Consider the following 21,482-nt stretch of genomic DNA (forward strand, 5'->3'; position numbering starts at 1 on the left):
GAACTCCTTACATTTCTTGATTTAATTTTCGACCAGTCTATTCTCTAATTATGGTGATGATGATGTTCATACCCATTTTCTTCAGCATATTTACGGAAATTTTCTAAATCTTGCATTCCAGTGGATGTACCGTTTATGGCCTGATTCATACGTTCTAACAGTACTGTTCTTAACTTTGGATGATAGCCAAAATACTGAGCTATATCAATTGTTACATGCGGATAAGTCTCTTTAAACTGATTGGCCATTTTATTCATTCTTTCCATTAAAATTCCCGTAAATAAAAAATACGGGAGCATGATAATTTTTTTTGCGCCTAATTTTATACAGCGTTCCATCCCATCCTGCACAGTTGGCGTCGTTACCCCCATAAAGGCACTTTCAACGATAGGTACATTTAATTTCTCCCACAATAATCTGCTGATTTTATAAAAATCACCATTAGCATATGGATCGCTGCCGCCACGTCCAATTAATAAAATAGCCGTATCCTCATGTTTTTGATCTACATCAAAACCTGCTTCAGCAAGTCTTGTTTTTAAAATTTCAAAAACTTCCTCATGAACACCTATCGTTTGGCCATAAGTAAATCGAACATCTGGGAAATGCTCTTTAGCATGTTCGATCTCTGCAGGAATGTGTAGTTTTGAGTGTCCTGCATGTAATAATATGATGGGAATTACATGGATTTCATCTGCACCTTTTTCAACACACAACTGAATCCCATCCTCAATATTTGGTGATGCAAATTCTAAAAAACATGTTTCTACTAAAAGGGCTGGATCAATGTATTCTTTCATTTGCCCGACAAATTCGCGAACTTCTATATTCCCTGTCTCCCGCCTGCTGCCATGTCCAACAAATAATACAGCTTTTTTCATCGGTCCATTACCTTTCTTGTATTTTTCAATTCCTTTTATGCGATCTTCGCTGCGTTTCCGCACACCGTGCTCCATTGAATAAATGATCGCATCTTCTTTAACTTCATCATGAACAATATCACGTGCAGTTTCTTCATGTTGAACCGAATACCATGTCCCTTTTGGGTAATCAATTACGACGCATTTATCTTTACAGCGGCCGTTACATCGTGTACGCGATGTATGAATATGCTCATCTAATCGGTTTTTTCGGATTTCGTCTCGAATTTGCTGCGTGACCTCCTCAGCGCCTGCTCCCATACAGGTTGCCCCATTGCAAATGAGTAAATGACGCTGCATTTGCGTTAAATTCCATGTTGTCATAAAGCGACCTCCCCTCTCCCATCATCTTGTAACCACTATGTCTATTTGTTTTATCAACAGTGCCCCCGATTAAAGCCCCTTTTAGTAATGTCAAAATGAAACTTAGTCATGTAACTTCACAGGCTCCCAACTAATGATCGCAGCATAGAATGGGTAACGGTATACATACTGGCCATCCTCCATTGCTATAAAGCGTGCGAGTGATGCTTTCACATGTGCCAAATCAAACCGAGGTGATAAGATTTTTTTGCTCTGTGCTTCATATAATTGCTGCAATGTATCATAACGATACTCACGCTCCAGCTTAAGCATTTCACAATTTGCATAAATCCCTAACTGATACAGCATATTGACGATGGTAATATAATCACGGCGAGGATGTTTAATGTCATAGCCAAACTGCTCATCTAAAATAACGTAATGCGGTTGAATAGGTCCTGTTGTTAAACCAATGATGGCGCGCTTTTTGGCAAGACTGTTCATTTTTTTCAGCGCCGCATTCATTTCATACATACGATAAAAGCAGTTCACCCCAATAACAAAATCATGCTGCTCAATTTGCGCTTCTTCCCATTTACTATGAACGAACTGAACATTTGTATCGTTTTCAAAGTATTGTTTTAAATAAGCAAGCACACTTTCAGAACCATCCACTAAAGTTAAACTTTTGACATCTTGATGGAGTTGGAAGGTGTAGTTCCCCCATCCCGGCCCAATTTCAATACAAGTTGAATTTTGAGGGATATGTTGTTTCATTTTTTCGTAAATTTTTTTTGCATAGTTATCTGTTTGCTGGTATGTTTTTTTCTTCATGGACTGAGCCCAATATGCTTCTTCCAGCACATCATCGATCATTCTTTCTGGCATCTTGCCATGCCAGTCTAACATGCCTTCTTTCCACAGCTTTTCAAAATCAAATTGTAAAGGGGAACATTTTATCATTTAATTTTCTCCTCAGCATCCTCACCGATTTTCTCCTATACGCTGCTGCAGCCACGCTTCACATTTTTGTTTTTCACCTTGCTCCATCCATTGTAATAACTGTGGATCCAGGGGCTCTGCTAATAGCTGTTTTTTCGCATCGCCCGAAAACAATTGTAAAATTCGCTGACGCGCTTCCTTTAAAAATGAAACATACTGCGCGTAATGTACTCCAAATTGCTCTTCTAAATCCGTCTTTACTTGGCGTGTCAGGCCAGGACTTGCTCCGGACGTCGATACAGTCAATACGAAATCACCACGGCGAACGACTGCTGGATTGATGAAATCAACACGTCCTTTTGCATCCGCACGGCTGAGTAATTGCCAATGCTGTGCCGCTTCTTCCACTGCATTATTTACCTCTTCGTCATCTGTAACGGCGAAAATCAGTGCTGCATCATCTAAATCAGCAGGTACAAATGCTTTTTCTTTCCATGTCACAAGCCCTTCATTGATGTATTGCTGCAATTTTTCGGTTACAGCTGGGCTTATCACTGTTACTAGTGCCTTTGTTGGCAGCAGCGCTTCTATCTTTTGACGAGCTACATGTCCGCCCCCAACAATAACAACCTTTTTATAGTCAATATTCATTAATAGTGGGAAATAATTCATTGTTTACCTCCAAACATGCTGTCAGCCAATTTTTCACAAGCTGTGGATTCGAAGCAAAATGAAAGTGTGTATAGCCTGCAACAATATTTTTATCTAGATAACCTTCCTTCTGAGCACGAAAACGGCCTTTACTAAAATAAGCTGGTGATGTATGCTCCCCTTCAAAGGTTGAGTAATGGAACTCATGCCCTTTTGCCTGCTCCTCAGCATTGATTAGAAAGTTGCCTGGAACGCCCGTAATTTCCCTGTATCCAAGTGCCGCTAATTTATCTTGCATCCGCACACGTCCTGGAATGATCCCGAGCATCGGGAATACCTGTCCTTGACTATCCACAATTTCCTCTGTTAAATACATAAAACCGCCGCATTCCGCTAATGTTGGCACCCCTCGCTCAAGCGCGGCTCTTATTGATTGCTTCGTTTCCTCATTTTTCGCCAAGATCTTAGCAAACTCTTCCGGGAAACCACCGCCGATATACAGCCCCTGCGCATTTTCTGGAACTTCCTCATTTTGTAAAGGAGAGAAGTAATGCAATGTGGCACCATATGTACGGAGTAATTCTAGATTTTCTTCATAATAGAAGTTAAAGGCGGCATCCTTTGCAACTGCAATATGTACTTCTTGTCTTTGCGGCTGTGCATCAAAGATAGATTCAGAAACGTCTAATGATTGTGTTTTTGTAATTTCCAACAGTTGTTCAACATCCACTGTTTCTTCGATTGCTTCTGCAAGACTATCAAAATATGTATCTAAATCACCACGTTCTATGGCTGGTACTAAACCAAGATGACGGCTTGGCATCATTGGTACAGCTCCTTTCGGCAAATAACCAATGACGGGAATTCCACATTCTTGTTCTATTGCTGCTTTGACAATTTCAAAATGGCTTTTACTCCCTAATTGATTGGCAATAATACCAACAATATTGGAGCTTTCATCTAATATTTGAAATCCTTTGACAATCGCAGCCGCACTTCTTGCCATACTTGCTGCATTGACAATTAAAATGACGGGACTTTTTGTAATCTCACTAATATGAGCAGCAGATCCTTCATTTGATAATGGGGATTTGCCATCATAAAAGCCCATCACTCCTTCAATAATAGCTGCATCTGCATCTTGGCTCGCTCTTGCGACAATTGCACGGACTGTATCATGGGACATCATGAAACTATCAATATTACGAGAAGGGCGTTTTGTGACTGCTGTATGATACGTTGGGTCAATATAGTCCGGGCCGCATTTAAAGCCCTGGACTGTTAATCCACGCTTCATAAGCGTACGCATGATGCCGATTGTGAATGTTGTTTTTCCGACACCGCTTCCTGTGCCGGCTAGAACAAATCGATTCATCGTCCTTCCTCCTCAAAATTGACACGTGCAATCGATATAGTCACATTTCCGCTTTTCTTTTTCTCCAGCAGTAACTCTTTCGCATTCGCATAATGCAATGCAGCCGGCTCACTGACCCCATATGCACCTGTATATTTAAAGACTGTTTCTGATGGGTTTTGCATCGGTATTTCATTTAGCTGGTCAGGTGTGTAAGTTACAAACGGCCAGTTATGTTTTGCAGTTAATTCAAGCAGGCCTGTTTCGTTTTTCTTTAAGTCGATGGTTGCAACTGCTTTGACACTTTTTTTACTTAAACACAGCTCAGCTAATGTTTCATCTATGACTTGTTCAATTTCTGCCATTGCCGTACCACGATTACAGCCAATGCCAAGTACAATTGATTTTGGACGATACACAACTCCGTTCTCGAGCAGCACCTTTTCATGTGCCTCAATTAAACGATCTGTAATAAGCAGTGCCGCTTGTGGCTTTGCCATGATCGCTTCATCTATCGTTGGATAAATTTTTAAATTGTCAGGCATTGAGCGATCGTACATCCACCAATTTTTTTCACCCGTTTCCTGCACGATCGCAACATGCTCTTCATTGACAACCGATGCACTAACAGGTGTTAATTTTTCTTCACTATCCCACATCCACCCAAATTGGGCGCCAAATAAATCCACAGGAATCGTTTTTTGAACATCTGAAGCTGTTGTTACAACTGGTTCAGCATCAATCGCTTTTGCAAATTCATGGGTTAAGGCATTGGCACCGCCCATATGCCCCGATAATACGCTGACGACATACTGACCTTTATCATCCACCACTAGCACGGCAGGATCTTTCTTTTTATCAATCAAAAGCGGGGAAATCATGCGAACGACAGCACCGAGGGAAATGATGCAAATGATTCCTTTATACCGCTGGAACAATGCGGGCAATAGTAGGCGAACTGTACCATCAAATAACTGAATTTGGCGCGTTTCTTCGTCACCCTGCTCGAATTTCTTCATATAATAAAGGTCCACATACGGAAATTTTTCCGCGTAGCTTCTTGCATGTTCCACCCCATGTTTCGTTATGGCAACGAGGGCATATCGTTTTCGCTTTACAATAACAGGAATTTCACCTTCAAATAAACTAATCATTTGCCTTCACACCTTTGCGGAAGCCATGAGTAAAGGTTTTATCATAGAGCTTCGAACGATAATTTTTTTCATGGATATGCGGGTCCAATGCCCAGCCTGCTAGAATCATCGCATGCTTGCGAATGCCGTTGACACGCATTGCTTCATCTAATTCAGCCAGTGTTGTCCGCACAATTTTTTGGTCAGGCCACGAAGCACGCTGCACAACAGCAACTGGTGTATCATCTGCCCAGCCTGCTTCCTGTAATTCTTTGGTAATTTTCTTTGTTAATGTCGCACTTAAAAACATGGCAATCGTACAGTGATGGCTTGCCAGTGCCTGTAATTTTTCTAGTTCTGGCACAGGTGTACGCCCTTCAGCCCGCGTTAAAATGAGCGTTTGAGTTAAATCAGGAATCGTCAGCTCTGCACCAACTGCTGCTGCAGATGCAAAAACAGAACTTACACCTGGAACAACTTCATAGCTAATATCATGTTGCTTCAGCAGTGCCACTTGCTCCATCGTTGCACCGTACATCGCCGGGTCGCCTGTATGTAAACGTACAACCTTTTTGCCTGCATTGACACTCTCGACAATACAATCCACCATTTCCTGAAGATGCATCCCTGCTGTGCGGATAATTTCTGCCGACTCCTTTGCTTCCGCTACTAACGTTTCGCTTACGAGAGAATCAGTATACATCACAACATCCGCTTCTTTTAATAGCTTTAAGCCTTTCACTGTGATTAAATCCGGATCTCCCGGACCTGCTCCAATAATCCATATTTTCTTCATTATTTGCGCACCACCATACATGACAAGTAGTTTAATTCTGCACCCCGTAGTTCATTGATCTTCCAAATTACCTCTTCATCAGATGTAACTTTTGTAACGACATGTGTTTTTTCTAATAAATTCATTTCCTTCAGTAGATGGAGCATTGCGTCTATAACTTTTGCTACTTTGATAAAGACGATCGCATCGTGGTTTTCAATTACTCGGCGCATTTCTTCCATATCCTCCGTAGCAGGAATCATGGCGACATGGTCATCACCATCAGCCAATGCAATCCCTAAGCGATTAACAGAACCATTAAACGACGAAATGCCAGCTACCGTTTCAATTGGAACATCAGGGTACATTGATTTCATTAAGTTCATTAAATGTATAAATGTGCTAAACAGCATCGGATCCCCTTCAGTCACAAAAGCTACATCTTTTCCTTGACTTAAATAGCTATAAATAGTTTCAACAGATTTTGTCCACTCAGTACGCAGAGTATCTTCATCTTTTGTCATGGGGAATACCAAACCAAGCATCTCTTTTTCTGCCGGGTTAATATAAACTTCAACAATACGATGGGCATAAGATTTACTGCCCTTTAATTTTTTGGGATAAGCAATGACCGGGCTTTCCTGCAATCTGCGAAATGCTTTTACTGTGATTAATTCTGGATCTCCTGGCCCAACACCTAATCCAAATAAGGTTCCTATTCTCATGATTCTTTTCCTTTCTTTGCTGTCACTATATAGATTGGATTTAACGGTTCAAAACGTGTTAAATTTAAGATTGGCTTACTTTTTGAAATTTGTGCCTGTAATATCGATACTTCACAGCCTAATATTTTTAGATGCTGCAGCGCTTCTGCCAAATTTTCGATCGTTGCAATATTCATAACTAGGCGTCCATTTGGCTGTAAGCGTGAAATACATGTTTGCAATAAATGCTCCATATTTCCACCGTTACCGCCAATAAAAATCGCATGTGGATCTGGAAATTCATCTAGACGGTCAGGTGCCTTCCCCAGCAATGCAACAAAATCTGTACGATGTTTTAATTGATTTTCCAGGCAGTTTTCAAGGTCACCATCATTTTTTTCAATTGCATACACGGCACCTTCCCGAGCCATTTTCGCTGCTTCAATTGCAACAGATCCTGTGCAGGTTCCTATATCCCAAACAATGCTATTTTCCTTAAGTCCTAACTCCTGTAGACAAAGAATCCGAATTTCTCTTTTAGTAATCAATCCTTTATCTGGCTTTCGCTGAAGAAATGCATCATCCGGAATTCCAAGAGAAGAACGTTCCACCACCTCACGCTGTTTTAAAATCACAACATTCAATGGAAAAAAGGAGGATTGCTCCATTTCGTCCAATGTGAAACAGCGGCAGCGCTCGTTTTCACCTTGTAGATTTTCAGCAACGAAGGCATCATATTCTGTCATGCCAAAACGCTTTAAATACGTTGCAATTACCTGCGGTGAATTCGTTTCATCTGTTAAAACAGCAATTTTTTTACGTCCATCAATTCTTTGTGCAAACCCTTTAATGGAACGACCATGTAAGCTGACAATATACGCATCCTGCCAGCTTTCCTGCATTTTAGAAAAAGCGAGCTGTACCGAGCTGGTATAAGGATAAATTGTTAATGGAAGCTTCTTCGCAAGTACACCGCCAAGTCCATAAAATAGCGGATCACCGGACACTAAAATAACGACATTTCGTGTTTCTTGCTGTAATTCAGCTGTTAATGCTGACAAACCGCCTTTGATTACTTTTTTCTCTTTTTTAAATTCCGGGAAAAATTGCAAATGACGCTCCCCGCCTACAAGTACATCACATTCATTGATCCACTCAGCATATTGGGGGAGCAATCCTTCCGCGCCATTATCCCCTATACCAATCATCTTCATCCAATTTGTCAATATTCTCAGCCTTTCCTAAACAGTCTCCATTCATGGCATACAAGGTTGTCGACACTTTGATGTCAGTATTCATATGATTCAAAGCATAGTAGCAGCAGTTTTTGCAAAGTGCTGCAAAGAATGCCTCGTTTCCCTGAAGCATATCTCCAACCTGTGAAGCTGTATTCGCCTGTAAAATTTCTCGCTGCGTCTCCTCATCAACACCTGCTTTATTGGCAATACCTGCTAAAAACTCAAAGCTAATAGGTGCACTTTTTGAGTGAACCATCATAACGCCTTGGGCAACTTTTGAGAACTTCCCCATCATCCCTACTAACGAGACTCTCGGAATCTTCTTCCGTGCAATATTTTTTAACGTAAAACCAACAAAATCGCCCATTTCTATAAATGCTTCTTCTGGTAAATGAGGATATTGCTGCATCGCATATTTTTCACTGCGCCCACCTGTTGTAATGACTAAATGCTCACATCCTGATTCTTTTGCCACATTTATCGCTTGTACGATACTTGCCATATAAGCAGAACTTGAAAATGGAACCACTGTTCCCCGTGTCCCTAATATCGAAATTCCGCCGATAATGCCTAACCGCCCATTCAATGTTTTTTCAGCAATTTCTACACCATCTGGTACAGAAATGATTACTTCAATTCCGCAATCCAATTTAAAGTTTTCAATTGCTTCTTGTACGACCCCATATATCATTTTACGTGGTACGGGGTTTATCGCTGCTTGACCGACTGGTACAGGTAGTCCCGCTTTTGTCACTCGCCCTACACCAACCCCGCCATCTAAATGAATGCCTTTTTCTTTTGAATAACGAACGGTACTCTGAATTCGTGCTTGATGCGTAGCATCAGGATCGTCCCCGGCATCTTTGATCGTTTCGCACATTATCCTGTCTTCTGACACTTGAAATGCGGATACTTTAAATGTTGCATACTGGCCAGCCGGTAAATAAATCGTGACTTCATCTGGTACCTTTCCTACGACAAGAGCTTGCAATGCTGCCTTTGTCATCGCTGTTGCACAAGCTCCTGTCGTATAGCCGTGGCGCATTTGTGAAGGGTCTTTTTTATTTCGTTTCTTTTGCTCGTTCATCCGCCATAATCGAAATGGCATTAAGTGCAGCGACTGTCACTGTACTGCCACCCTTTCTCCCTGCGTTCGTAATAAATGGAATTCCTTCCAGCAATGCTAACTCCTCTTTTGACTCTGCTGCTGATACGAAGCCAACTGGCATTCCAATAATTAAATCCGGTTTTGCCTCACCTTCTTTAATTAAACGAATTAACTCTAGCAACGCGGTTGGCGCATTGCCAATGGCATAAATTCCTCCTTCTTGTAAACGCGTTGCTTTTTGCATGGAAATAATAGCCCGTGTTGTTCCTTGAGCCTTTGCTTCCTTTGAGACATCTTCATCTGCAATATAACAATGCAAGTCACCGCCATGCTTTTGGAATCGCTTGCGGCCAGAACCACTTTCAATCATTTGTACATCCGCCACTACATGACGGCCCGCTAAAATGGATTGAATCCCTGCCTCAATGGCATCAGGCGTAAAAATCATGCTGCGGCCTAACTCAAAATCTGCTGAAGCGTGAATCACCCGCCGAACAACTAACCATTGCTCATCTGTAAATGAATGTTCGCCCATCTCTTGCTTGATAATGGCGAAACTATGATCATAAATCTTGTCTGGATCGACCGTTACAGGAATAAATTTTGTATTAAAGTTCATGTTTGCCATGAATAAAACCTCCCAATAGTTGAGTTACTTCTTCGAAAGAAGTACAAAAATTTTCATATTCAATCGCTGGCCGCTTTATTAAAATGACAGGAATCCCTAATTGCAGAGCAGCTGTCATTTTTTCATCTACAGATCCCACTTTGCCGCTTTCTTTTGTAATCATTAGAGTCACATTATATTGCTCACATAGTGCTTTATTTACTGATTCCGAAAATGGACCCTGCATCGCAATTATGTCCTTTTGTTTAATGCCTAACCTATGGCACTTTTCCATGTTCCCTATATTTGGAAGCATTCTACAAATAAGCCGAATTTCATCACGCATTAAATATTTCGTAAATATTTCCAACGTTTTGCTGCCTGTTGTCAGCATAATCGTTCCTTTATGAGATTGAGCTAATTTAGCTGCTTCTTCATAACTTTCAACTTCTGTAATTAGTGGAGAAATAAACTGTTCTTCTGGCCTTTCATAACGAATATAGGGAATATTAAATGCTTGTGCTGCTGCCATTGCGGTTTTCGACGCTTCTTCCGCATATGGATGGCTCGCATCGATGACACAGGTCATCTTTTGCTTCTGAATAAGCGCCAGCATGTCATCAACTGATAACCGCCCTACTTGATAAGGAATATGGTGGGCATTTAAGCTTTCGGCTGCAGATTCTGTGACAACTGTTGCTAATAAAGGATAGCCTTGATTTTGCAATTGAATGGCTAATGCTCTCGCATCACTTGTGCCTGCTAAAAATAAAATCATGTGTTCCTCCTAATCTCCACATGGTGCCGGTTCGACTTCAATTTTGGAGCTCATATCCTGATAGTTAAAATACTGTATTTTTTTCACTCTTTTAAAATATTTAAAAAGGCGTTCATTTGGATGGCCATTTTGTTTGTACTCTTCTATAATTTTTGTTAATAACGGCAGCAGATCATCTGGTTCAATCCCTTCTGCTACTGGCTGAGCAGCATGAGCTGTACGGCCAACCGGCTTTGCGCCAATAAATAAATCAAATCTTTTCTTGCGGTAAACGATCCCGATATCATCGAATACTGCCCGATAACAAGCCATACCGCAGCCGTTGAAACCAATATGTAATTCTTTTGGAAGCTTTAAGCCCCCCAATTTTGCTGCTATTTCTTCTGCATATGGGATCGATTCTGCTTTTTCACCGTTGCAAAAATCACAAGCTTTTACATTTAAAACATCGCCCACTGGCATGACAATTAAATCATTTTGTTTAAGTTTTTTAATAATCGATTCAGGCTGATCTGTTGGAATCTTTAATAAAAACCGATGATCCGGTGTATATTCCATGGTGCCTGTCTCGCCAATAGTTTCTGCCAATACGCGCATTTGGTCTGGCTTAATAAATTTATTGGCAACACCAGGTGAAACAGCAAATTCAAATATATCTTCGACTGCTTGTTGTACTATCAATGGATTTACTATTTCAGTTTTAGTCACCATAGATAAAGCCTTTAAAGCCAAATCTAATGAGCTAACTTCTTGTTTTTTTCGTTCAATTTGCTCATAACCAGCTTGCGCTTCCCCTGTTTCTTGATTTAATGCCCATGGTTCGGCTTCCTTTTTCAAACGCTGATGCGGTTTTAAGCTTTGTTTTTCTTCACCTAACGTATATTTACGCTGATAACCTCGAGGGGTAATGATTTTATTATCATAAAAGAAAGTAGAAGAATTCCCGATAATAACCGTTGTCAGCATTCCGATATCATGTTCTAGCATTTCAGACAGTGTTGTCAGCACTACATTTTGATTTTCACGATAAGCACTCTTCACAAGTCCCACTGGTGTTTCAGGTGAACGATATTTTAATAGAATATTTTGCGCCTCTACAATTTGGCGTGTCCGTCTACCGCTTTTTGGATTATATAAAGCTATAACGAAGTCCGCCATTGCAGCTGCTTCAATGCGCTTTTCTATTACAGTCCAAGGCGTCAAATGATCACTTAGGCTGATCGTGCAGGAATCATGCATGACTGGCGCACCCAATATACTCGCACAAGAATTAATGGCTGAAATACCTGGAACAATTTCTACAGCAATTCCTTCTTTTTCAGTCCAGCCCTTTTCAATCAGCACTTCATAAACTAATCCAGCCATACCATAAACGCCTGAATCTCCGCTGGAAATGACTGAGACAATATTGCCAGCTTCAGCTTTCTTTACTGCATCCTGTGCACGTGACACTTCTTCTGTCATCCCCGTACTGACGATGGATTTTGCTGTTATGAAAGGTTCAATTAGCTCCACGTATGTTTTATAGCCAATAATACAATCACTTTGCTGCAAGGCATCTACAGCTCGTTTTGTAATGTGCTCACGATCACCTGGACCAAAGCCAACAACAAAAATTTTTCCCTTTTTCATAGACTTACCTCCAAATAAAAAATGCCTGCACTCCTTTTAAAAGGAATACAGGCATGATGTGAAATAGCAGTATAAATTAAGCATACTGAAACACAAAAACAATAAGAATAATTGTCCCGCCTATACTTCTCCCTCCGAAAAGCAAGTGTCGTTTAAATAAGCAGGTTTCCTGACTTAAGCTTCTTTTTACTCTTACACCTTCCCGATTTCTCAGTGGCATTGTAATTTCATCAGCTCTTACAGTAGCGGGGGCTGTACTAGATTTTCACTAGTTTCCCTTTTACCTCACAAATGTGAGCACTTATTTAAAGTATTTATTAAATTTTTTATAACTATACCATATAATCTAGAAAGTTAACATACTATTTTTTTTTGAAAATTTACAACAGTTTTATATCAAAATCAAACCTTCTAATATTTTGTTAAGGTTTGTCATTTCAATTACACATATACTTTACCCATAAAAATGAGGCGGACCGCCAATGGTCCTGCCTCAAAAAATTTAAAGTTATTGTTCCTGTAAATGCAGCTGCCCTTGCTGCCGTTTAAATTTCGCAATAAAAAATGTTAATGTAGCAGCCAGGGATAAAACAAGGAATATAGCAATATGCGCAATGTTCTCCCACATAAAACCGAAGTCTCCTGTTGAAATAATCGCCCTAAAACCAGAAACCGAATAGCTCATCGGCAAGTAATGATTGATCGTTTGCAGGAATTTTGGACTAAGTTCTATCGGGAACGTTCCTGCACTGGATGTTAATTGTAAAATCAAGATAATTACAGCGATAAAGCGTCCAGGATTATCAAGAGCCGCAACAAGGAAATGAATTATGGCCATGAATGTCCAGCTAGTAAAGATACTGAACATAATAAAGTAAGGAACACTCTTCACTTCGAGCCCCAGTAACATGAGCAGCACCGCATCCGCGATTAATGCCTGAGCAATTCCTACTGCTAAAATCACTCCGGCTTTTCCGAGAAACCAGCTAATTCCACTCTTAGGTTCTGTGACTGGTTTATACATTGGAAAAATAACGGAAAGCATCAAAGCTCCAACAAATAGACTTAGTGCCAAGAAATAAGGCGCCAATCCGCTTCCGTAGTTTGGAACTTGATTCATTTTGTAATCTTTAACATTGACTGGCTTTGCAAACATATCATATACGCTGTTGTTGGCTTTTACATCACTGGCATCTTTTGCCCCGTCACTTAATTGAGTGCTCAATTCCTTCGAGCCATCTGTAAGTTTAGCCATTCCGTCCATTAAATCCGTCGAACCACTTGCAAGGCTGGTCATACCGTTCTTTAAGTCTTTTTCACCCGTATAAAGGGAAGTGGTACCTGTGGTTAATTGTGTCGCTCCCTGTGCCAGCTTATTCGTTCCATCTTGCAAAAGAACAGAGCTCGATGCCAATTGCCCTAACCCGGATGTAAGGCTGCTTGAGCCACTTGCAATTTGACTAAACCCTTTTTGTGCTTCATCCAGTTTTGATCCATACTGGGCAAGACCTTGAGTTACCTGTTTTTGGCCATTCAATACCTGTTCCGCAACGTCAGATAATTGATTGATACCATTAGCCAATTTCTGCTGTCCTTGATTTAACTGATTAGCACCGTTTGCTAATGAATCAGAGCCTTGCTTTATTTCCCCGGCGCTCTTTGCCAAGTCACCTACACCAGAAACGACCTGCTGGTTTCCTTCCGATAATTGGGTCAAGCTATTAATCAGTTTTTCTTTCTCGGTTGGATCAATCGAACTATCTGACATCGCTGTTACTTGGTCAAGCACTTGCTTCAGACCAAGGCCTACTGAATCGGCACCGGACTTTGCATTAACTGCTCCTGCCTCCCATTGTTGTAAGGAAGCAGACATCTTAGAAGAACCTTCCGCAATCTGGTTTGATCCTTTCTCAAGTTCAGGCAGACTTCCTGCAGCTGCTGCTAAGCCATCATACAATTGCTTTTGGCCAGCTTCCGCTTGGTTTGCACCTGCTAACAGCTGGGTGTTCTTGTCTTTAAATTGAGTGAGGACAGTATTAAATTGCTTTAAACCGCTATTAACCTGCTCTGAACCGTTTGAAGCAGATACTACGCCATCTGAAAAAGCAACCGATTTAGCTGCCAATGTTTCAAGATTTTGCTTGATTGCCTTGGCGCCGGAATCAACTGATTTAGCGCCATTTGCTAACTTTTCCGCACCGCTGTCTGCAGAAGCAATTCCATCTGCTAGCCTGCCTGTACCATCTTTGGTTTCAGCGATTCCGTTAGAAAGTTCACCTGCACCGTCACTTGCTTTTTTCAACCCACCAGCTACATCTTTTAAACTATCAAACATGGATTCCGCATATGTCTTCGTAACCGAGGCCGCCACTTCCTCCTTAATTTTTTCAATGGCTGAATCACCAATTTTCGATGATAGATAGTTATTGCCTTCATTTACGGTATAGACCAGATTTAGTTTCTGTGGATTGTTGCTTTGTAACGTCGTTGCATTTTTTGAAAAATCTTTAGGAATTTCAATCATCAAATAATAATCTTGATTCTTCAAGCCATGCTTTGCTTTACTTTCGCTGACAAAGTCCCAATTAAATGTTTTCTTCTCTTTCAAGTTATCAACTAAATCCTTGCCAATGGTCAACTGCTCTCCATTGTATTTGGCACCCTTGTCATTATTGACAATCGCCACAGGCATTCTGTCTAAATGGGCATATGGATCCCAAAATGCCCATAGGTATGTTGCGCTGTATAGCACAGGAATCATCATCACACCGATTATGGCGATAAGCAATTTGCGCGTACGAATAATTTTCAGAAATTCGCTTTTCATATTTGCAAAAGCTTTCATGTTATTCACCCCTAAATTAAGTCTTTTTTTGCACAAGTGACTAATACTCTCATTTGGTCATTCGATTCTAAAAAAAATTTTCACTACCAGTTGACCACTTTAGTATTTTAGTCATTTTTGATAAAATGACTATATCACATCTTATGATTGGGTTCAACACTTTTGTTTATAAAAACATTTCATATGATCATTAAGGTTCCGAAAAAATCTCGCTAAGATGGTGGAAATCTTGGCCTGCTATGTGTAGGATTATCCTCTAGAAAGATTTAAGTTATCATCATAGCTGCTTTAAATAAAATAAAAATAAAAAGGTGTAAGACAGTGCTTTACACCTTTTTTCCAACGTTTTCAAATCCTAGAAGCATGATATAAAATATATAAAATTACAAGCGCAATCCCAATAATATAAGCAAAAAATATTGGATTTAGCAAAATAGGATGTCTTTGAGTCTTTTCATTGATTTCGGCATCAAACTCGCTTTGCCTTGCAGTCACAAATCTTCCAGTTGTTAGAGTATATATTAGTCCTCCTACCAATATTAACAATACCAAACCAGCCAAAATAAAATACAAGTCAAACAATGTCATAACCACCTTTTTTCTATATTGTTTGAGAAAATATGTTGTAATATTCATCAATTTTTCAGAAACAAAAAGGGGTTCGAAAATGTTTTTAAAGACAAGGAATGTGCTTGAAAAGAATGTTTCCTACAGTTGTCACTTGGATTCTGTATAAGACGAATGTTGTTGCGGAACTGCATCAATTGAAGTTACATGCACATCGGGACGTCGACCCTGGTTCCATTTTCCATGAAGAGCGCGCTCGATTTGGGCTCCCAATTGCAGAAGCAATCCATCATCTCCTTGCCGTGTGAGCGCATGAATTCCAAGCGGCATCCCGTTCTCAAGCTCAGCCATTGGCAACGAGATGCCCGGCAGGCCACAAAGGTTGGCGATCGAAGTATAAGAGAATATGCGCCAAAGGTTCTCGAACCAGTCGTAGACTGAAGGATTATCGCTGATTGTCAGATACTCCTTCGTTCCAACCAATGGTGTGGGCAGGGCCATCGTAGGAGTAAGGATGATGTCCCAGTCTTCAAAAAAGGCGGCTACACTGCGGGAAATATCATTAAACTTCGCCTGCATCTTGGCACGTTGAGTATAAGAGGCAAAACGGCCTTCTTCCCAGACCCGTATGCACATTGGTTCAATAAGATCGGCAGGTGGACGTTCCAAGCCTTTTTGCTCCAATAGACCCTGAATTGTTTGAGTAAAATTCATGATATAGCACTCGGTTTGTGCCTCGTAGGCGGCATGAAAGTCAATGTTAGGGATAACCCACTCCACGTGATGGCCAAGTGCCTCGAGGAAGCCAGCCGCCTGCTCCAATTGGGCAGCAATGTGCGGTGTGGCCTGGTAATCACCCCACTCATGTGAAACAGCGATACGAAGTTTTTTCGGATCTCGACGTATCAGTTCGGAATAAGGCTGCTGCGGCATCCAATAGGGCATGAACTCGCCGGGTGCTCCCCCTCTGCAACTGTCTACAAAGGCTGCGGTGTCACGGATGGTGCGTGAGTGACAGCCCTGAGCTGATACTACACCCATCAAGTCCGAACTGTAGGGGCCAACCGAAAAGACGCCGCGGGACGGCTTCAAACCGATGTTGCCGTTCACACCCGCAGGAATTCGAATTGAGCCGCCGCCATCAGTTGCATGTCCGATTGGAATGATTCCAGCCGCGACCGAAGCTGCCGTGCCCGCAGAAGAGCCGCAGGTTGTATAGTCAAGATTCCACGGATTTCGCGTAACATAGACATCCGGATTCTCGGCTGAACTGCAGAGCCCAAACTCTGGTGTTGTCGTTCGTCCGATAATGTTGAGACCAGCTTGGCGGATGCGCTTTGTTAGAAAGCTATCGGCTGTAGAACGATTCCCTTGCATCAGAAGTGAACCCATCTCCTGCAGGCGCCCTTTTAAGGTTGGTCCTAGATCCTTCATCAGAAAAGGTACTCCCGCAAAGACCCCGGCTGGGTTCGTTCCATCTTTCATGGGGTCATTGACCGCATCATCGAAGACCTCGATGACGGCGTTGACCGAAGGATTTAGAGTGTCGATGGCGAGTGAAACCTGTTGGGCCACCTCTCTCGGGGTAATCTCTCCTTTTCGTACCAAATCGGCGAGGCCTATGGCATCAAGGTTAGACCATTCATTCCAGCTCATAACAAATGTCACAAAGTTTCACTCCTTCATATTTGTTCGGATTGGATATTTATCATTGCACTCTTATCTTTACAATGTAAAAACCCTAAATTAATTCCGTATCATTCCAATGGTTATTTACATCCACTTATTACCGCTCTGATTGATGATTATTAAATAAATCTTTATAAGCGATAATTCCTTCAATACTTTCTGCTGATTTAACCGCGTTTATTATCGCCATCTCCATGACCTTTGCTGCAAGCCCGCCAATCACATCTACTGGAACCCTTTCTCCTCCGGTAGCCACAGCAAAAATGGTGTCACCATCAAACAGGGTATGAGCTGGATAAATCGTTCTTGCATACCCATCCTGAGCCATTTGTGCTACTTTTGTTGCCTCAGCCTTTGTTAAATCTGCATTTACAGCAATCACTCCAATGGTGGTATTGGTCCCAACAGGAATAGTGGGTTGATAGTTTTGTTCAAGAAGCTTGATACTATCAACAAGCTTCCCATTTTTATAAGGCCCTGCCAAAATTTCTCCTGTGGAAGAGTCGCGGACATCACCGGCAGGATTGACAGCCACAATCGCACCTATCACCACACCATTTTCTAAGCGAAACGATGCACTGCCGAGGCCGCCCTTCATACAAAAGCCAGGACCAGCCAATTTACCAAGCGTAGCCCCGCACCCGGCCCCATAATTTCCTGTGCTAAACCTCTCTGTTGTTGCCGCTTTTGCAGCCTCGTAACCCATCTGTTTATCCGGTCGAATTTGGGGGTCGCCGTACGGTAGATCAAACAACACTGCTGCTGGAACAATTGGAACCTTTGCGACACCCACATCTAAGCCGATCTCTTTTTCCTCTAAGAATTGCATTACGCCAGAAGCAGCATCCAAACCAAATGCACTCCCGCCGCTTAAACAGATGGCATGAACTTTATCAACTAAATTAACCGGGTTCAAAAGATCGGTTTCCCGGGTTCCGGGAGCAGACCCTCTTACATCCACCCCTGCTACCGCACCCCCTTCAAAAAGAATAGCGGTACAACCGGTCAATGCCTGTTGAATTTCTTTATTGCCAACTTTTACTCCCGGTACATCTGTAATTTGATTATGCATCCCTTACAAATCCTTAGAAATTTTTGATTTCTGTGTTTTGCCAATCTGTTTCCAAGCTAATACAACCGCTAATGTAACAATAGTACCGACAATGGCTTCAGGAATTCCGTTTGTGATTCCGACTGTCCAGGCTACTCCCGCAGTTAAATAATGGCGAACTACAGCCATTGTTAACACAAGTACAGTATTTGTTAATGTCCCGAAAAATGCGGCAGCACCAACCGCCAAGTATTCACTTTTGCGGCGGAGTCCAACATATATTAGCCATGAAACCACTCCGATAAAAAGCCGTGGTAAAATCGCTACTAATGGATCCTTAAAGAGTGGGACCGTGGCGTTAAGGAAAGAGGATATTCCAAAAATCGCCCCAACAATTAAGCCGACCACAGGCCCCTGCATAATCCCTCCTATAATAGCGGGAATGTGCATGATTGTGGCATTCCCAGCTGCTGTTGGAACTGGAATATAACCCAATCGTGTTACCCCTAATAAAATGGCTACTGCACCTAACACCCCAGCGATGACGATATCACGAACTGTTAAAGATTTTTTCATTCAAATACTCCCCTTTGGTTTTTGAATTTTTTTAAAACGGAAACGGATAAAAAAGTAATAATAATGAGAAAAATAGTCCAACCAGTAAGACAAGATAATCCTTGGCAATGGCTTTATACACAGAGTAGGAACTCCTTTCGCCTCCAGGGGTATAGCAGCGTGATTCCATTGCAAGAATCAAATCCTCTGCCCTTGATAAGGCGATATTAAATAAAGGGATAATAATTGGAAACATTTCTTTCGTTCTTTGAACAATTCTCCACCATCCGCCGGTACCAAAGTCGGCTCCCCTTGAAGCTTGGGCTTTCATCATTTTTTCCATCTCGATAGCGAAGGTTGGGACGAAACGAATCGCAATCGTTGTAATCAATGAGATTTCGTGGACAGGGAATTTAATTTTCTTTAACGGACTCAATAAGCTTTGAATGGAATGTGTTAATTCTGTGGTGGAAGTTGATAAGGTGAGTACACTGCTTAAGAAGATAATTTCAATAAATCGGACGGCAGATACAACCACCAAACGAATGCTTTCGCTGGTGATTAAGATAAAGCCATAATCCACATACACTCTGCCATCTGAAAAGAGCTGTCCTTGAAAAAGCAGCTGTAAAACGGCTAAGATCACAATAAATGGAATGGCTGGTTTCACACCAGATAACCCGTAGCTGATTGGGATTTTGGACGCCCAGAATAAATAAAGAGATAAAACTAGACCAATGGCATTTCCGAAATAACTCGTATTAAAGGCAATCGCCACCACGAGAATGACAAAAACAAGAAGCTTTATTCTTGGGTCTAATCGATGAATAAATGAGCCTGTTGGTACGTATTGACCGATTGTAATACTACGGGATATTTCAAATTCGCTGGACATGTTCTGAACCCTCCTTCTTCCCGGCAAGAACCTTTATAATTTCCTCTGCTGCTTCCGTGACGGAAAAAGCTTCCGTATTTACCTGGTATCCAAGATCAGTTAATTTATAAAGAACCTGTACCGTTTCGGGGGTCCCAATTTGATGATGCTGCAGTTTTTCTTTATCCGTAAAAATTTCTTTCGGTGTGCCTGTTAACACGTCGGTTCCACCAGCCATCACATATACTCGGTCTGCCAGCATGGCGACCTCTTCCATATTGTGTGACACAAAAACGACCGTTAATTTTTCTTCCTTGTTTAACCGTTTAATTTTATCCAGCAATTCCTTTCTTGACTTCGGATCCAGACCAGCTGTCGGTTCATCAAGAACTAATATCTTCGGTTTTAAGGCAAGAATCCCTGCTAGGGCTACCTTCCGTTTCTGTCCGCCGCTTAACGCAAAGGTCTGTCTGTCCTTCATTTCCTCAAAATCTAAACCAACCACGTCCATCGCCCATTTGACCCGCTCCCTCACCTCCTTAAGTGGAAGGCCTAATTTAAAGGGCCCATAGGCAATGTCATCACCTATAATTTTTTCAAAAATCTGATCCTCCGGATTTTGAAAAACAAGTCCCACTTTCTGCCGCAGTGTTTTCAAATCCACCTTTTTCTTCGATAAATCTTCCCCATCAATGATGACTTTTCCGGATTCCGGACGCATCAGTCCATTAAAGTGCTGGATTAGAGTCGACTTTCCCGACCCTGTATGACCAATGATGGCTATACATTCACCTTCTTCTGCATAAAGGTTGGCTCCTTTTAAGGCAACATGCTCCATCGGGGTCCCCTTCATATACGTATGGGTAAGATTTTCTATTTCGATGATTGGCCTGCCCGTCATGTTCCCACCTCCTCTTTGTGGAATTTCTCCACTTCTTCAATAAACTCATTTTCTTGAATGATGTCCTTTGAAAAAGTGGTAAATTGACTGTGAATCACTTCGGCCATTTTGCTCACTGAAGGCACTTCTAATTGCAGATTCTCTAATTCCAGCTTATGTTTAAAAATTTCACGCGGCGGACCATCCATGACAATCTGCCCGCCTTCAATGACGATAATCCGGTCAGCTTCCGCTGCTTCCGACATATGGTGTGTAACGGTAATAATCGTCATTCCCATGTTGTTCATTTTCCTCATCACCTGAAGAACTTCTTTCCGGCCAAAACTGTCCAGCATACTTGTTGCTTCATCAAAAACAATGCAATCTGGCTTCATAGCCAGCACCCCGGCAATCGCGACTCTTTGCTTCTGTCCCCCTGAAAGGTGATGCGGCGGTCTGTGGCGAAACTGAGACATTTTGACAACTTCTAAAGCCTCATCAACTCTCTTTTTCATTTCTTCTCTTGGCACTCCAATATTCTCAAGTCCAAATGCAACATCTTCCTCCACAATCGTCGCAACAATTTGGTTATCTGGATGCTGGAATACCGTGCCAACCGCTTGACGAATAGATCGTTTCTTCATGACTTCCTTTGTGTTATGCCCGTGAACCCAAACATCCCCGCTGTCTGGAGTCAGAATCCCATTAAGGTGTTTGGATAAGGTAGATTTTCCAGATCCATTGTGGCCAATTATGGCTACATATTCTCCAGGAAAGATGGAAAAGGAGATATTCTTAAGAACGGATACTTTTGTTTTTTCATTGATTTTGTATGAAAAAGAAACATTTTCTAAACGAATAATGGGCTCCATTTTA

20 protein-coding genes and 1 riboswitch are annotated in these 21,482 nt (G+C 41.6%); all 20 genes read right to left on the reverse strand.

Annotated elements, in window-relative coordinates:
* Positions 1-44 precede the first annotated feature (44 nt).
* The 20 genes from AC59HZ_RS11510 to AC59HZ_RS11605 all read right to left on the reverse strand — a co-directional run bounded on the left by AC59HZ_RS11510 (position 45) and on the right by AC59HZ_RS11605 (position 21,478).
* Positions 45-1,244, reverse strand: a complete 1,200-nt coding sequence (locus AC59HZ_RS11510) for a CbiX/SirB N-terminal domain-containing protein (RefSeq protein ID WP_496545927.1) — start codon at positions 1,242-1,244, stop codon at positions 45-47.
* 102 nt (positions 1,245-1,346) lie between these two features.
* Positions 1,347-2,186, reverse strand: a complete 840-nt coding sequence (locus tag AC59HZ_RS11515; RefSeq protein ID WP_496545928.1) for a methyltransferase domain-containing protein — start codon at positions 2,184-2,186, stop codon at positions 1,347-1,349.
* A gap of 21 nt (positions 2,187-2,207) precedes the next feature.
* Positions 2,208-2,837: a precorrin-2 dehydrogenase/sirohydrochlorin ferrochelatase family protein gene (locus AC59HZ_RS11520; protein WP_496545929.1), complete on the reverse strand. Its 630-nt coding sequence runs from the start codon at positions 2,835-2,837 to the stop codon at positions 2,208-2,210.
* Positions 2,806-4,191, reverse strand: coding sequence for a cobyrinic acid a,c-diamide synthase CobB (locus AC59HZ_RS11525; protein WP_496545930.1), 1,386 nt, complete (start codon positions 4,189-4,191; stop codon positions 2,806-2,808). The genes AC59HZ_RS11520 and AC59HZ_RS11525 overlap by 32 nt, the downstream gene beginning before the upstream one ends.
* Positions 4,188-5,324 (reverse strand): cobalt-precorrin 5A hydrolase, encoded by a 1,137-nt coding sequence (locus tag AC59HZ_RS11530; protein ID WP_496545931.1) that lies wholly within the window; start codon positions 5,322-5,324, stop codon positions 4,188-4,190. The genes AC59HZ_RS11525 and AC59HZ_RS11530 overlap by 4 nt, the downstream gene beginning before the upstream one ends.
* Positions 5,317-6,099, reverse strand: coding sequence for a precorrin-4 C(11)-methyltransferase (cobM, locus tag AC59HZ_RS11535; RefSeq protein WP_496545932.1), 783 nt, complete (start codon positions 6,097-6,099; stop codon positions 5,317-5,319). The genes AC59HZ_RS11530 and cobM overlap by 8 nt, the downstream gene beginning before the upstream one ends.
* Complete coding sequence (cobI, locus tag AC59HZ_RS11540) at positions 6,099-6,803, reverse strand: precorrin-2 C(20)-methyltransferase (RefSeq protein ID WP_496545933.1); 705 nt, start codon at positions 6,801-6,803, stop codon at positions 6,099-6,101. The genes cobM and cobI overlap by 1 nt, the downstream gene beginning before the upstream one ends.
* Positions 6,800-7,996, reverse strand: coding sequence for a precorrin-6y C5,15-methyltransferase (decarboxylating) subunit CbiE (gene cbiE, locus AC59HZ_RS11545; protein ID WP_496545934.1), 1,197 nt, complete (start codon positions 7,994-7,996; stop codon positions 6,800-6,802). The genes cobI and cbiE overlap by 4 nt, the downstream gene beginning before the upstream one ends.
* A complete protein-coding gene (locus tag AC59HZ_RS11550) occupies positions 7,971-9,107 on the reverse strand; it encodes a cobalt-precorrin-5B (C(1))-methyltransferase (RefSeq protein WP_496546049.1) in 1,137 nt (378 codons plus the stop codon). The genes cbiE and AC59HZ_RS11550 overlap by 26 nt, the downstream gene beginning before the upstream one ends.
* The gene (locus AC59HZ_RS11555) at positions 9,082-9,756 is read right to left on the reverse strand and encodes a precorrin-8X methylmutase (RefSeq protein ID WP_496545935.1); all 675 of its coding nucleotides are present in this window, start codon (positions 9,754-9,756) and stop codon (positions 9,082-9,084) included. The genes AC59HZ_RS11550 and AC59HZ_RS11555 overlap by 26 nt, the downstream gene beginning before the upstream one ends.
* Positions 9,737-10,513, reverse strand: a complete 777-nt coding sequence (gene cobK, locus AC59HZ_RS11560; protein WP_496545936.1) for a precorrin-6A reductase — start codon at positions 10,511-10,513, stop codon at positions 9,737-9,739. The genes AC59HZ_RS11555 and cobK overlap by 20 nt, the downstream gene beginning before the upstream one ends.
* A 9-nt stretch (positions 10,514-10,522) precedes the next feature.
* Positions 10,523-12,145 (reverse strand): precorrin-3B C(17)-methyltransferase, encoded by a 1,623-nt coding sequence (gene cobJ / locus AC59HZ_RS11565; RefSeq protein WP_496545937.1) that lies wholly within the window; start codon positions 12,143-12,145, stop codon positions 10,523-10,525.
* 142 nt (positions 12,146-12,287) lie between these two features.
* Positions 12,288-12,465, reverse strand: a riboswitch (cobalamin riboswitch).
* A gap of 188 nt (positions 12,466-12,653) precedes the next feature.
* Positions 12,654-14,990, reverse strand: coding sequence for a YhgE/Pip family protein (locus AC59HZ_RS11570; RefSeq protein WP_496545938.1), 2,337 nt, complete (start codon positions 14,988-14,990; stop codon positions 12,654-12,656).
* Positions 14,991-15,338: 348 nt separating this feature from the next.
* Positions 15,339-15,626, reverse strand: coding sequence for a hypothetical protein (locus tag AC59HZ_RS11575; protein ID WP_496545939.1), 288 nt, complete (start codon positions 15,624-15,626; stop codon positions 15,339-15,341).
* An 81-nt stretch (positions 15,627-15,707) separates the two neighbouring features.
* Complete coding sequence (locus tag AC59HZ_RS11580; protein ID WP_496545940.1) at positions 15,708-17,225, reverse strand: amidase; 1,518 nt, start codon at positions 17,223-17,225, stop codon at positions 15,708-15,710.
* Positions 17,226-17,343: 118 nt separating this feature from the next.
* A complete protein-coding gene (locus AC59HZ_RS11585) occupies positions 17,344-18,318 on the reverse strand; it encodes a P1 family peptidase (RefSeq protein ID WP_496545941.1) in 975 nt (324 codons plus the stop codon).
* Between the two features lie 3 nt (positions 18,319-18,321).
* The gene (locus AC59HZ_RS11590; protein WP_496545942.1) at positions 18,322-18,873 is read right to left on the reverse strand and encodes an ECF transporter S component; all 552 of its coding nucleotides are present in this window, start codon (positions 18,871-18,873) and stop codon (positions 18,322-18,324) included.
* Between the two features lie 31 nt (positions 18,874-18,904).
* Positions 18,905-19,747, reverse strand: coding sequence for an energy-coupling factor transporter transmembrane component T family protein (locus AC59HZ_RS11595; protein WP_496545943.1), 843 nt, complete (start codon positions 19,745-19,747; stop codon positions 18,905-18,907).
* Positions 19,731-20,627, reverse strand: coding sequence for an energy-coupling factor transporter ATPase (locus AC59HZ_RS11600; RefSeq protein ID WP_496545944.1), 897 nt, complete (start codon positions 20,625-20,627; stop codon positions 19,731-19,733). The genes AC59HZ_RS11595 and AC59HZ_RS11600 overlap by 17 nt, the downstream gene beginning before the upstream one ends.
* Entirely contained in the window at positions 20,624-21,478 is an 855-nt protein-coding gene (locus AC59HZ_RS11605; protein WP_496545945.1) for an energy-coupling factor transporter ATPase, read from the reverse strand. Before AC59HZ_RS11605 ends, AC59HZ_RS11600 begins: the two co-directional genes overlap by 4 nt.
* Between the last annotated feature and the right edge of the window lie 4 nt (positions 21,479-21,482).

The sequence above is a fragment of the Neobacillus sp. DZ-9 genome, assembly GCF_059587065.1.